This is a genomic window from Enterococcus sp. LJL120, from assembly GCF_054871765.1.
Map to the genome: position 1 here is coordinate 354,292 of NZ_JBTXLV010000002.1, position 12,978 is coordinate 367,269.

Below are 12,978 nucleotides of genomic sequence, written 5' to 3' on the forward strand. Positions count from 1 at the left end.
ATGCAGTATCAAGGAGATACTTTTGATGTGATTGTCGTCGGAGCCGGCCACGCTGGTTCAGAAGCGGCCCTAGCAGCAGCTCGAATGGGAAGTAAGACATTGCTGTTGACAATTAATTTAGATATGGTCGCCTTTATGCCTTGTAATCCGTCAGTCGGCGGACCAGCTAAGGGCGTTGTTGTGCGGGAAATTGATGCCCTCGGCGGTGAAATGGGAAAAAATATTGATAAAACCTATATTCAAATGCGGATGCTCAATACCGGTAAAGGCCCCGCAGTCAGAGCCTTACGGGCCCAAGCGGATAAACATGCCTATGCGACAGAAATGAAGCATACGATTGAACAGACGGAAAATTTAACGTTGCGCCAAGGAATCGTGGAAGAATTAATCGTTGAAGATGGCGTTTGTAAAGGTATTGTGACGGCGACCGGCACACGCTATGCCGCTCAAGCGGTGATTATTACTGCCGGTACAGCTTTGCGGGGAGAAATTATTATCGGTGAGTTGAAATATTCTTCTGGTCCGAATAATTCTCAGCCTTCAATTGGTTTAGCCAATCATCTAAAAGATTTAGGTTTAGAGATTGCCCGCTTTAAAACCGGCACACCACCCCGGGTTAAATCCAGCTCGATTGATTATTCTGTAACAGAAATTCAACCCGGTGACACCACGCCAAATCACTTTAGCTTCAGCACACCGGATGCTGATTATAAAACAGATCAAGAGCCCTGTTGGCTGACGTATACCAGTGAAACGACCCATCAAATTATTCAAAATAATTTGCATCGGGCACCGATGTTCACCGGGATTGTCGAAGGTGTCGGCGCCCGCTATTGTCCGTCGATTGAAGACAAAATTGTGCGCTTTGCCGACAAGCCCCGCCATCAATTATTTTTAGAACCAGAAGGCTTAAACACCGAAGAAGTTTATGTGCAGGGCTTATCGACTTCTTTACCGGAAGATGTGCAGGTGGAAATGCTCCACTCAATTCCCGGTTTAGAAAATGTCGAATTGATGCGAACAGGCTACGCCATTGAGTATGATGTCGTCGTGCCCCATCAATTACGGCCAACTTTGGAAACCAAGGTGATTGACGGTCTATTTACAGCCGGCCAAACTAACGGCACTAGCGGCTATGAAGAAGCTGCCGGTCAAGGCCTGATTGCCGGCATCAATGCGTCATTAAAGGTCCAAGGTAGAGAACCTTTTGTGATGAAGCGCAGCGATGGCTATATCGGCGTGATGATTGATGATTTGGTTACTAAAGGGACGCAAGAACCTTATCGCCTTTTAACCTCGAGAGCAGAATATCGATTAATTTTACGCCATGACAATGCTGATTTACGCTTAACAGAAGCCGGCCATCAAATCGGTTTAGTTAAAGAAGAACAATATCAGGCTTTTCAAAATAAAAAAGTTGCCGTCGAAGCCGAAATTGCCCGCTTAGAAAAAATTCGCATCAAACCGACAGCAGAAGTCCAAGCCTTCTTAAGAGAAATCGGCGGTGCCGAATTAAAAGATGGCGTCTTAGCCAGTGACTTCTTAAAACGACCAGAAATCAGCTACCAAGATTTGCTGAAATTTATTCCTGCTGACGAAGCTTTAAACAATAAAGAAATCGAACAAGTCGAAATCCAAATCAAATACGATGGCTACATCAAAAAAGCCCAAGAAAAAGTCGAAAAACTCAAACGGATGGAAGCTAAACGCATCCCCGATAAAATTGACTACGAAGCCATCAACGGCCTGGCGACAGAAGCCCGGCAAAAACTAACCAAAATTCAACCAGAAACAATCGCCCAAGCCAGCCGCATCAGCGGGGTTAACCCCGCTGATATCAGTATTTTAATGGTGTATATTGAACAAGGGAAGATTGCGAGGGTAAGTGAGGAAACGGCCTGATATAGAGCCGTTTCTTTTCTTTTTATCTACCCTTATTTTAGTTATTGACTGCATTTTGACTGCATTTGCTTTAAAAAGCCATATATTGAGCAAATTTTTCGGCTGTTTCATCTTGCTTAGATTGAGTAACCATGATGTAAATATCCATAGTAACTTTGGTTGATTTATGGCCAAGTCTTTGAGACACATCTTTGATAGTAGCTCCACTTTCAAATAGCAAAGAAGCATTTGTTTTTCTAAAGTCATGAACCTTGATAATCTTCAATTCTGGAAAGTGGCGATGAATTCTAGCCATAACATCATTTGCATAGTTCTTATACAAGTATTGCCGGTCACGGTATAGAACTGAATTTCTAAAGACTACAGTTTCTGAAAAATTGTCATCACGAATACCCAATTTTAGTTTTTCTTGGATAATATGATTACGCCAGTCTTTCAAAATCTCAACTGTCCGATCATCAATAGTTACTACCCGGTTAGAGCTTTGAGTTTTAGTATCTTGTACCAGGGGCTCCCCACTTTGCATTTCAGCTAACGTTTTGTTGATGATGATACTTTTATTGCTGAAATCAATATCTTTCCAAAGCAATGCTTGAGCTTCACCTTTACGCAAGCCAGCAAAAGCCAATACTCTAAAAAAGGTATAAGCTCTTTTATCATTGAGTAGAGCTAAGCACTCAAAGAATTGTTTGAGCTCTTCTTTTGTATAGTAGCTGTCAGCAATCTCACGCTTGTTAGTCTTTCGTTTAGGTATGATTGTCCGCTCCATAGCATTATCAGTTAACGCTCCTAATAAGAGGCCATAACCCAGCACCATCTTAGTATAAATTCTAAGTTGCTTATAGGTTGATAGTTCATCCGCCCATTTGTTTAAAGCTTTTTGGCAATATATCGGAGTTATCTTGCTGATGGTTAAATTACCGAAAACTGGTAAAATATGATTATCAAAATGGATACGGATACGCTGCTCAGTCGTTGCTTTAATACCTTTTTTATGTTGCTCAAACCAAAGGTGATAAAGCTCTTCAAACTTCATAGTGCTAGCATCTCTATCTAACGTTTTATTTTTATCGAAGTCCACTTGCATTCTCGATAGTGCAAGCTGGGCTTCTTTTTTTGTGCTGAAATTCCTCTTTGTAACATTAATTCTTTGGCCAGTGATTGGATTTACGCCAAGATAAGCTTTAAACATCCAATACTTGCCATCCTTCTTTTCATACTGCTTGAATGTTGCCATTGTGTTTTCCTCCCAGTACCTAGCGTGGGGCGCTTATGTATCGGGGGATATCCTATCTATAACTAACGCCAATTAGAGTAGATATGCATAAAGGAGTGTTGCTAATGGGGTACAAGCTAGAGAAGTTATTTATTTTGAATCATTATCTGATTCAAAGTTTATAGATACGCTGTAATCATATTTATCTTCTCTATTCTTTTCAATATCCTCTTTTTGCAATTGTTTTTTTACAAAAGATGCAAAGTCTTCTTTTAACTGAATTTGAAATGGAATTGACAATTCTTTGATAGACTCCTCGATGTTTTGTACTGGTTTTAAGCTAACAGTGAAACCGTAAACATGAGAATTATTGGAAATATAATCTACGGGGCCTATGTCTATCATTTCTCCTATAAACTCTATCGCATCAATCCTTTTATCGAACTTTGTAAGATTGATAAAACCAGTTACTCCAAACATAAAGGGCGCCCCTTTATTCAAATCAGATTGAGAAGTCAAGCTATCACCAATTTCGAAATAGAAAGTTGCATCAATTGGTGAGTACTCAAAAAAATCACAAGGTGTTACTTTTAAATATTTACAAAGAGTATTAATTGTATCCATCTGTATCATCTTATTATCGTTTTGATTAAGTGCGGTCAATGTGGTTCTTGAGATACCCGTATCGTTAGCAACGTGAGTTATTTTCAAATTTCTTTCTGTGAGCAACAGGGATAGATTATTTCTAATCATGTGTTTTCCTCCGATTCAATAATAGCTTTTGTAGACATATTGTAAACTATACTGAACAAAATTTCAATTTATATTAAAAAAAGACTTGACAACAAAAAAAAACGGAGCGTACTATTATCAAAGTAAACGTTCAGTTAAGTTTACAAAAATAAAAAAAGAAAGGGTTTTTGTGCGTATGGATAACAACTTATCAAAAATATTAGGTGAAAGATTACTTAAGATTTCGGACATCAATGTAAACACAGGTATAAGCAAATCGACATTGACACCATTTTATTATCAGCGATCAACAAATATTCAATTGGAAACGCTCATGAAGATTTGTGACTATTTGCAGATTCCGTTGAGTGAATTAATTGAGTATGTACCACAAAGAAAGGAGGTGCAAAAACAATGCAAGATTTAGTTTTAGCGCAAGAAGAATTGTTTCAAGGAATCCATTGTGATTTATGGATGGACAAAAAGCGTAATCCGTATATGACCATTCAACAGATGGCGGATGCTTTGGAGTATGAAAGTAAATCGGGAATTGAGAATATAATCACGAGAAATCCTTATTTGAAGGATAGAGAGTTTTCAAGTACCCACAAATTGGGGGTACTTGAGGGAAAGCGAATAGTTCAACGTGAAACAATTGTTTTTACGAAAGATGGAATCATGGAAATTGGGTTTCTATCTCATAAGCCGAAAGCTCGTGAGTTCAGAGCCTGGGCGAGAAAAGTTTTGACTGCTTTTATGGATGGTCAAATTATTTGGAAGGGTAAGAGAGAAAAAGTCAAAGAGACTAGCTTCACACTTAGAGATGCAATAAAAGATGCTGGGTACACTGGCCATTGGGATTATTCTAATTTCTACACTCTCATTTATAAAACGGCAATTGGATTTACAGCAAGACAGTTGCGTGAAGAACGGAATGCAAAACCTAAAACAGTAGCGGTCGATTTTATGACCACTGAGGAATTAGCTGCTGTAGATGCTAGAGAAAAAGAAGTCGTCACTTTATTGGGATTAGGTCTTTCTCGTGATGAAATGAAAACTATCTTTGAGCGTAAAGGTGTTTTATATCAAACCACGCTTAAGTTGCCTGAAACGGCTCAATAGGAGGAGGTGATAACATGGCCAAGTTGAGCATTGATGAATTAGACCTTTCTCCGGCACTTAAAGAGATGGTGCTAGAAGCGGCTGCAGAGGAAGGACGGCAACAAGCGAGTATCTTTATTGATGAGTACAAGAAAAAATTAGAAACGCCAGTAGCGATGAATTATAAGCAAGCTGCGAAGTATTTAGGTACAAGTTACAATACATTGACAAAAAAGCTCATTCGCAAAGGATTAATCAAAGTGATTTTAATTGATGGGTACGAACGGATCAGCAAAAAAGAAGCTGATAGATTTTTAAACGATAATGCAAAATAAATAATCATCGAGCGTGGGGCGCTGAAAAAACTCCTCAATCATGAGGACACATAATGTTGAGATGTCACAAAGTCAATTGATAGTTACTAATGAATGAAACAGGAGGAATTTAATTATGAATAGAAATGTGAAAGATTTAGTGAATCAAGTATTAGATTTTGAACCAGATACACCGCTGGAGTCCATTCAAGAGGAGATTATCCAGTTAGCTGATGAAGTGCTTTTCAAAGAAACGCCGACTGTAAAATCAGTATTAGAAGAATTGTATGAACTTAACCAAGCTACCGATATTACAACAGAAGGTAAACCAATCACTATGGAAGATTACCAAGATTTAGTGTATCAGTACATTGAACAATTAAGTGATTTATTAGGAATTGAGCTGGAGGACTAAACCGTGATTATGGCAATAAAAAAAGCCTTATCCATTCAAGTCTTGGCGGACAGGATAAAGGCAAACACGGGAGAAATCCCTATTTATTGCCATAATTATACCAAAGATTATGGAGGAAATCAAAAATGACTAAACAACTAGATATCGATGATGTAAGGAATGAAGTGAGGGAGGCAGAACATCTACTTTTCTTTCTTGGTGAGTCCTTAGACAGTATTCAAAGAGGAAGTGTAAATTACCGGCGGCAGAAAGGCAATTCTGCTAAATTACTAGCCTATGAAATTGATCGCAATATAGATCAGTTAGTGACGTTGCAATATATCTTAATAGGGAAAATTCAGTTATTAAGGGAGAGCTTTGAATGATGGGGATGGTGAGGCAAATTGAGTAATTCGCTTTATACAAGTGTTGGTTATAGTACAAAAAAAATGAAGAAAGTTCAAACAGAAAAGACACCATTCCAATATCTATGGGATTATACACCCAAAGAAGTTCCTATTGATGAAAACTTTTCAAAAGAAACTGTTGAGGCTACCAAAGACGCCATAGCACCGTTTAAAAAGAAAGTGGTGTATTTCTTAGCCGGCGAGCTTAAAAACGAACAGCGGAGCAATGAGCACCTTTTAGAGAAAGACATGATTGTCATTGATTACGATAGCATTGACATGATGTATTCAGTCTTTTTAGATCAGTTGCGGGACAGACTTCAAGACGTGAGATTTATTCTCTACCCCTCAATTTCTAATTATGTAGGGCAAATGGGAATGCGGTTTCGTTTGATAATTGAAACTAGCCGGCCATATAACAGAAATGAAAATGATAATTTACTTCAAAATGTGATGGATTATATCGGAATCCCTGCGGATAATGCTTCTAAAACTTGGGGGCAATTGATGGGAATGCCAACGCTTAATAAATTATCTCCTGCAAGTCTTATTACTAAACAAGAAGGAGAGCCTTTGGATGTTGAAAAATTTATTTTTGAACCATCAACAAAAACAGAGTATGTTTCAAGCGTTACTTTTACTGGTGAATTAACCCATGATACAGCTATTGCTATGGTTACGGCTTACACGCAACGAGTAGGAAACAAATTGTTGGACCGTGATTATTTCATCAAGTATCCGTACATGAACATCAAACATAATTTTGAAGTTGGTGCTATTGATTGGGAGACAGTTCAAGAATGTTTAACTATTTTGGCAATGGGAAATGACGATTGGGCAGTAAATAATATTGAACATTTCAAGCACGACACATCCCAAGTTAAAAATGGAACACCGTTTGCGGACTTCTTTGGTTGGGCATTAGGCACAACTCCGGAAGAAGATTTTGGAGATATTTCTAATTTTGATGATAAAGATTGGTCAAGAGAAGAAAATAACCTTAAATCATTTCATATAGGAATAGAGTTGAGACAAATAGAAAAGTCAATGCAATCTATTGCTTCCCTAGATGAACAGGCAGAATATATAAAAAACGCTTTAAACAGTCTTAATAAGCAAACTCCTGATTGGTTTTGGGCAGCACCGAATGTGAAAAAAGATTCCAAAGGAGGGGTTCAAAAAGTTAGTATTTCTCATGGCTATGATCATGTAAAAATGGGAGATAGTTTAATATCAAAATTTTATTTAGTAAGATTCCCAAGATTACTTCAAGGTGCAGTATATGACAATAAGCGTGGTTATTGGCGTTATTTTGGGAAAAATGAGATGCGTGATTTTGTTGAGCGTGAGACACTCCGAGAATTACAAAACTGGGGATATTATGACATTAAACACATTTCACCAACAAGAATCTATGTCCTTCAAAAAACTTATGACAAAAGTTATCCCAGCACCACACCATTTGAAAATAGTAAGCCTGAACTTGTTGTGTTTAGGAATGGTACTTACGACATCTTGACAAATAATATGAAGCCAAATAATCCGGAAGATTACATTTTGAATGCCTACGACTATGAATTAGATATGACAGGCAAGGAAACGTTTCGCACGGATGCTCTGCTTATAGGCCTAGTTGGAGAAAATGCCTTGTTTCTTAAACAATATATCGGTTATATGTTCTATCGCAGTCACGCACCAGCACAAGAAATGTTGTTTTTAAAAGGATCTGGCGGGGAAGGCAAAAGCACGTTTATTTCGTATATTGCTAATCATCTTCTAGGAAGTGATAACTATTCAGCGGTAACGCCACAAGATTTAGCCAATGATCGCTTCCAAGTGATTGAGTTACTAGGCAAAGCTGCAAACATAAGTGCGGATATAAAAGACGATTTTATTGATGATTCTAGTATTTTGAAACGTCTTACTGGTGGTGATCCTGTGTACGCCCAATTTAAAGGAATTCAAGGCTTCAAAATTCTCAGCTATGCAAAGATGCTATTCAGCGCAAACAGACTACCAAAGTTCAAAGATTCAACGGATGGTTTTTCTGACCGTTTGGCAGTGATTCCATTTATTAACGGAAACCAGCGGAAAGAAGGGGCTACGTTTTGGAAGGATCATGACATGGATCTAATCGAAAAAGAAGCGCCAGCATTCGCATTCGCTTGTATCCAAGAGTTTAAAAAAGTGTTTGATGGTAAGAAAGTGCAGTTTACAAAAAGTGAGAGTATGGAGAAGGAAAAGGCGAGATGGGCGCTAGATAACAATCATATTGCTGAATTTGTTATTAGTTCAACTGAAATCAATTTAGATGATCCAAGAGGCGAAATCGCTACTAAAGTGCACAAAGAATACAGTCAGTTTTGCAAAGATAATGGGTACTTTTCTAAAACGCCCCAAGCAATGCGTGATTATTTAGAATCGCTGGGTGTATATAAAGTAAAAGGTCGTAATGGTTTCAGTGATGGAGGAAGCAATCAATGGCGTTATCAGGGGTTGAGGATGACCATTTCGTACATTGCACAGTTGGATTTTGAATAGTGTTCCAAGCTGTTCCATAAAGTTCCATTAGTGTTCCATAAAAAAACGTTGATATATCAGGGTTGTTCCAAGAGTTCCATAAAATCGCTATTTCTTTAAGTTTAAAAAAAATAAAAAAAAGAAATATATGTATATAAAAAAAAGAATAGGGAGATTTTATGGAACTTATGGAACATTGCCTATATATCAGGGTTAGAGCTAGGAACAACATGGAACGTAATGGAACTTTATGGAACAGCGAACAAGAAAAGAGGCTAAAGCGAATGGCAACAAAGAAAAGCTTATGCTTTTGGGAATCAGATTGGGGAGCCAATTTGAATAAGATATCGTTGACATGGAAGGCGGATGAATTTTTCCGCGATAGGAATGTAGAATACATTGATATGAAAATCAATTCTACAATTGATGCAGAAGGAAATTTATATCAAACATTTATTATTGCTTATTATGAAATCGAGGAGGCGTAATCTTATGGCTATTAAACGACACTATTTACCTAGCGGAGACATTCGCCGTTATCACGGAGAAAAAGACCGCAGTGCTTCTAAAGGGGCATCGCCTAAAGAGCAGGAACATCGCAGACTTGCTAAACGGTTGAGAAAGCTTAAACGGAAATGCTAACAATTGGTAAGGTCATAATATAGGAATACTATTTTGTTAACTAATGTTAACCTTACGACTCGTTAAGAAAAGTTAAGGTTCATCGTATGTTGAGATTTAGAAAATGTTTAGAAATGTTGAGGTTTACACACACTATAGAAAATATTGAAAAGAGGGAAGAGAATGGATAAACTATATATAGATACAAATAAAAAGGCGGTCACAATTGACTTGCCAGAATATGGCATAGTGAAAGTTATTATCCAAGATGGCAAAGTGATTCGCACAGAAACAACAACTTCACAAAAAATTAAATAGTCTGACTAGAAAACTAGAGGACATAAGAGGTTAGCCGATTTTTTGGCCAGCCCCTTATGTCCTCTAGTAGTGTTTAGAAAAGAAATTAAAAAAGTCGGCCTTTTCGGCTGGCATAAAAAGGAGTGATTTGTTTGGATCCTTTTGATGAAATAATGCTTAAAAGCTATTTCAATATGAATACTATTTTTCAATCATTACAGCGATACAAAAAGAGGCTACGAACAATTTTCTATTCTCAAAACATGTCAACTCATATTGAGTATGGAGAGCTGGGAATAGTCACTAGAGGATTCAGACCAGACAGAGAAGTTGAAAAGCTTTTGGATTGTATGGACTTAGTTGATAAGCGGTTTAATCGCTATGTATACAGAGATAGGCATTTTAATAACTACCTAGATAGTTTATCACCCAATGAATGCAACTTGCTTTGTAAAGCGTTTAAAAGTGCTGATGTATCGCCAATACTCCCTAGGCAATTAATAGACCAGACAATTGACGAAATATACGAGATAGAATCTTCCTTGTGTTTTCGTGAAGGTATTGATCCTGGTGAGCTTGAAAGGATTGAGTTAGTTGAGGATGTAGATGAAAACTTAGAAAGGATGTGTGATTTTTTTGCTCTATGAGTCTGTTAGAGTACCCTTCCATCTTAAGAGATGGAAGTTTTACGAGGTAGCCAGATACGAATTGACAGAAATTGAAGTGACTAATGCCAGGATATTTTTTACCGGGCTTAAACAACTCACTGAAGAGGATAGGAAAGTATTAGCCGATAAATACTATTATTCCACCAACTTATGCTCGTTTGATGCGAAGAGAGATGTTTATCAAACTGTTGCTCCAGTCAATGACGTTGAGCTATCACATAAATATGGGTTGCCACTTCATCAGTTTAGAACTAAGAGAATTGAAGCTGAGGAAAATTTAGCTTCAGCAATGAAGCGTATATTGCGCCAAGGATATGATAATCTGCAAACATTTTGTCTTCAACTATCGGGCAAACTCTTTTTTTCGAGAATACCTTCTCAAAAACGGTTCATGTATCAAAAGGAGTTTGTTGTGACAAGTGAGGAAAGCTTAGCTAAGGTATTCCATTCTTTTGACGAGGATAGCTTAGTATTACAGCTTTTAAGCTTTGGGTTTAAGAAAGTTCCAGTATCAGAAAAAAATAAGAACAATCATAAGGAGAGTTACGATGAAAACATTAAATCAAATTAAAGAATTATTGAACGACAAGCTAGACGAGAACAAGCAGAGCATAGACGCAAAAAAGAATAATATCATGCAGACGGAGCAATGTATAAAAGCTATCAATGATGATTTAGTTAAAGCTCAAGAAAATGAGGATTTTAAAGCGTATGATGAAGCGAAAAAATCGCTATGGACTGCAGAAAATACAAAAGATTTACAGATTAAACAATTAGAGAAGATGCAGCAAACAAAAATAATCTCACCAGAAGAAGCTAAAGAACTGCACAAAGAGGTATTAACACTTGCGAATGCTGCTAGAAAAATGCAATTCAGACGAGCGTCTGAGCTTTTACAAGAGCTGAAAGAGATTTCTGATCAATCACTTGAATTAAAAGAGTTGACAAATGAACTATTGAAATTAATCAAGAATGACTTGCGAAGTGATTTTACCCCTGTATATAGTATCTCAGACGAGTACAAGCCGGATATGGTTTACGGACTATATGGACAAATTAAAGATACCCCAATGTTTGAACCGACAATGAAGGAAGGCTTAGACAATGATAGAACATAAACAAGGCAATCCGTATAGTTGGTATGACAACATGGTAAGTGGAGCAGAGTACGAATAGCAAGAGAAGACAAAGGAGAATAGGTTATGAAAGAACGAAAATATATTGATATTGAAGGCATGAAAAAACGTGCTGACGCTGAGCTTCAAGCGAGGGTGGAGGAGTCTAAGAATAGAATGCGTAAGCAACAAGAAGCTTATATAAAGAAGAGAGAAGAAGACCAGTCACTCTTCAATAAGTCGTTGGAGTCAATGCACGCTAAGAATGAGAAGAAGCGAGAGATTGAGGCGGAGAAAGAAAAAGCCAAAGCAATTGCTGAGGTTGAAGCAAAGTATGAAAGTAAAGGCGTTAAGTCAACAAAACGAATCGAATTAGAAAATTCTTATAGAAACTTGTTAGGTGGTCTAAAAGGATTGGGCGATTAAATAGATCATCAACAGTAATTAGAGAAGCTATGGAAACTAAAGGAGGGGGGGGGTACCTCCCCCTCCACGCCTGTGTCCGTACTTCACGCCGTCACTGTACATTTTTTCTCGTGTCCTATGCCAATATAAAGAAAGAAGGAATGTCATGAGCCTAAAAAAATGTGTAATTTGCGGTTGTTCTTTTGGAACACAGCGTGCGAATGCAAGATATTGTAGTGAAAATTGCAAGCGTATGGCACATAATGAAAGCCGTAAGCAATGGAGGCTGAAGAATCCTGAGTATATGAAAGACTATATGCAGTCTCGTAGAAAGAATTAAAAAAGTCGCTCAACTAATCTTGAGCGGCTCTTTTGAATTATATCATTTAGGCAAAAGGCCGAGTATAGATTTATTGAAAATGTTGATTTCACCGTGTTGGACAAAAATGTCATTATTGATATCTTAGTCTTTTTGAACCCTATTTGTGAATAGCTGTGGGTAAAAGTTCTTTAAGCTCAAATAAGTCGACAGCAGAAGTAAGAGAGCTCAAAATTTTGGCATCATGGTATAATCTTAGATTTAAGTAGAAAAAACGTGTGTGCAAAGAAAGAGCGAATTGCACAATGGATTAGGTATATGAGTTTATCTGTGGTTATTTTCTAGTTAATATCTCTCTTGAAGAAAAAAACGAACAAACGTTCCTTTTTTGTGGTATAATTTCACTAAAAGGTATATATGTCAATTATTTGAAGCAATATGGAGCTTTACTTTTTCTCATACTTATAGTTATAATTGCTTTACACAGAGAAATTTATGATTCTAAAATTAAATTCTTGAAAAAAAGGATGTACTTATAATGTATGAGAAAATATACAAGGATTTTTCTGATTGGTTAAAATTTACAGAAGCAAAAATATTAGCTACCCTTACAATTCAAATTGGTCTTTTGTACTTTATTTATAAAGTGGAAAATATGAACTATAAAAATCTGATGATTGCAATTGGGACTGTCGTTTGTATAATTTTAATATTTTCCATAGTTCCCAAATTAAATACTAAAAGCGATAATGTGTTATATTATGGTTCTTGGCTAAATAAAGACTTTAACACAAAAGATAAGACAATTGAAGATTTTGATTATTGGAAGCAGTGTAGTGATTTAGCTTATCTGATTAAGAAGAAAATGATTTTTTTTAGAGTTAGTATTATACTATTAATGCTGGAAGGTTTGGTTATTTTAGTTCCTTTTGTTCTTAGCATATGTGAGGCTCTTAAGTAAAAAAGA

Annotated in this window: 18 protein-coding genes; 16 read left to right on the plus strand and 2 right to left on the minus strand. The window is 37.0% G+C overall.

Going from position 1 to position 12,978, the window contains the following annotated elements:
- Complete coding sequence (gene mnmG, locus ACYSNU_RS04835) at positions 1 to 1,902, plus strand: tRNA uridine-5-carboxymethylaminomethyl(34) synthesis enzyme MnmG (RefSeq protein ID WP_461736064.1); 1,902 nt, start codon at positions 1 to 3, stop codon at positions 1,900 to 1,902.
- Between the two features lie 70 nt (positions 1,903 to 1,972).
- Here the strand turns inward: mnmG and ACYSNU_RS04840 are convergent, their stop codons facing one another.
- Together ACYSNU_RS04840 and ACYSNU_RS04845 are read right to left on the minus strand one after the other, a co-directional pair.
- Positions 1,973 to 3,139: a site-specific integrase gene (locus ACYSNU_RS04840; RefSeq protein WP_461736065.1), complete on the minus strand. Its 1,167-nt coding sequence runs from the start codon at positions 3,137 to 3,139 to the stop codon at positions 1,973 to 1,975.
- Between the two features lie 129 nt (positions 3,140 to 3,268).
- On the minus strand, positions 3,269 to 3,871 hold the full coding sequence (locus tag ACYSNU_RS04845) for a helix-turn-helix domain-containing protein (protein ID WP_461736066.1): 603 nt from the start codon (positions 3,869 to 3,871) through the stop codon (positions 3,269 to 3,271).
- Between the two features lie 175 nt (positions 3,872 to 4,046).
- Here ACYSNU_RS04845 and ACYSNU_RS04850 point away from each other — a divergent pair, with 175 nt between their 5' ends.
- The 15 genes from ACYSNU_RS04850 (at position 4,047) to ACYSNU_RS04920 (ending at position 12,972) form a co-directional block, all read left to right on the plus strand.
- Positions 4,047 to 4,277, plus strand: coding sequence for a helix-turn-helix domain-containing protein (locus ACYSNU_RS04850; RefSeq protein ID WP_461736067.1), 231 nt, complete (start codon positions 4,047 to 4,049; stop codon positions 4,275 to 4,277).
- A complete protein-coding gene (locus tag ACYSNU_RS04855) occupies positions 4,265 to 4,972 on the plus strand; it encodes a BRO family protein (RefSeq protein ID WP_461736068.1) in 708 nt (235 codons plus the stop codon). Before ACYSNU_RS04850 ends, ACYSNU_RS04855 begins: the two co-directional genes overlap by 13 nt.
- A 14-nt stretch (positions 4,973 to 4,986) precedes the next feature.
- Positions 4,987 to 5,286, plus strand: coding sequence for a DNA-binding protein (locus ACYSNU_RS04860; protein ID WP_461736069.1), 300 nt, complete (start codon positions 4,987 to 4,989; stop codon positions 5,284 to 5,286).
- Between the two features lie 115 nt (positions 5,287 to 5,401).
- A complete protein-coding gene (locus ACYSNU_RS04865) occupies positions 5,402 to 5,680 on the plus strand; it encodes a hypothetical protein (protein ID WP_461736070.1) in 279 nt (92 codons plus the stop codon).
- A 3-nt stretch (positions 5,681 to 5,683) separates the two neighbouring features.
- Positions 5,684 to 5,809 carry a hypothetical protein gene (locus tag ACYSNU_RS04870; RefSeq protein WP_461736071.1) on the plus strand — a complete coding sequence of 42 codons (126 nt, stop codon included), beginning with the start codon at positions 5,684 to 5,686 and terminating at the stop codon, positions 5,807 to 5,809.
- On the plus strand, positions 5,806 to 6,045 hold the full coding sequence (locus ACYSNU_RS04875) for a hypothetical protein (RefSeq protein ID WP_461736072.1): 240 nt from the start codon (positions 5,806 to 5,808) through the stop codon (positions 6,043 to 6,045). The genes ACYSNU_RS04870 and ACYSNU_RS04875 overlap by 4 nt, the downstream gene beginning before the upstream one ends.
- Positions 6,046 to 6,063: 18 nt before the next feature.
- Positions 6,064 to 8,607: a DNA primase family protein gene (locus tag ACYSNU_RS04880; protein WP_461736073.1), complete on the plus strand. Its 2,544-nt coding sequence runs from the start codon at positions 6,064 to 6,066 to the stop codon at positions 8,605 to 8,607.
- A gap of 158 nt (positions 8,608 to 8,765) precedes the next feature.
- The gene (locus ACYSNU_RS04885) at positions 8,766 to 9,074 is read left to right on the plus strand and encodes a hypothetical protein (RefSeq protein ID WP_461736074.1); all 309 of its coding nucleotides are present in this window, start codon (positions 8,766 to 8,768) and stop codon (positions 9,072 to 9,074) included.
- Between the two features lie 4 nt (positions 9,075 to 9,078).
- A complete protein-coding gene (locus ACYSNU_RS04890) occupies positions 9,079 to 9,228 on the plus strand; it encodes a hypothetical protein (RefSeq protein ID WP_461736075.1) in 150 nt (49 codons plus the stop codon).
- A gap of 162 nt (positions 9,229 to 9,390) precedes the next feature.
- Positions 9,391 to 9,525 carry a hypothetical protein gene (locus tag ACYSNU_RS04895; RefSeq protein ID WP_461736076.1) on the plus strand — a complete coding sequence of 45 codons (135 nt, stop codon included), beginning with the start codon at positions 9,391 to 9,393 and terminating at the stop codon, positions 9,523 to 9,525.
- Between the two features lie 122 nt (positions 9,526 to 9,647).
- The gene (locus ACYSNU_RS04900) at positions 9,648 to 10,151 is read left to right on the plus strand and encodes a hypothetical protein (RefSeq protein ID WP_461736077.1); all 504 of its coding nucleotides are present in this window, start codon (positions 9,648 to 9,650) and stop codon (positions 10,149 to 10,151) included.
- A gap of 61 nt (positions 10,152 to 10,212) precedes the next feature.
- The gene (locus ACYSNU_RS04905; protein WP_461736078.1) at positions 10,213 to 10,743 is read left to right on the plus strand and encodes a hypothetical protein; all 531 of its coding nucleotides are present in this window, start codon (positions 10,213 to 10,215) and stop codon (positions 10,741 to 10,743) included.
- Positions 10,721 to 11,290: a hypothetical protein gene (locus ACYSNU_RS04910; protein ID WP_461736079.1), complete on the plus strand. Its 570-nt coding sequence runs from the start codon at positions 10,721 to 10,723 to the stop codon at positions 11,288 to 11,290. Before ACYSNU_RS04905 ends, ACYSNU_RS04910 begins: the two co-directional genes overlap by 23 nt.
- Before the next feature lie 84 nt (positions 11,291 to 11,374).
- Positions 11,375 to 11,713 carry a hypothetical protein gene (locus ACYSNU_RS04915; RefSeq protein WP_461736080.1) on the plus strand — a complete coding sequence of 113 codons (339 nt, stop codon included), beginning with the start codon at positions 11,375 to 11,377 and terminating at the stop codon, positions 11,711 to 11,713.
- Between the two features lie 836 nt (positions 11,714 to 12,549).
- Positions 12,550 to 12,972: a hypothetical protein gene (locus ACYSNU_RS04920; protein ID WP_461736081.1), complete on the plus strand. Its 423-nt coding sequence runs from the start codon at positions 12,550 to 12,552 to the stop codon at positions 12,970 to 12,972.
- The last annotated feature ends 6 nt before the right edge of the window (positions 12,973 to 12,978 follow it).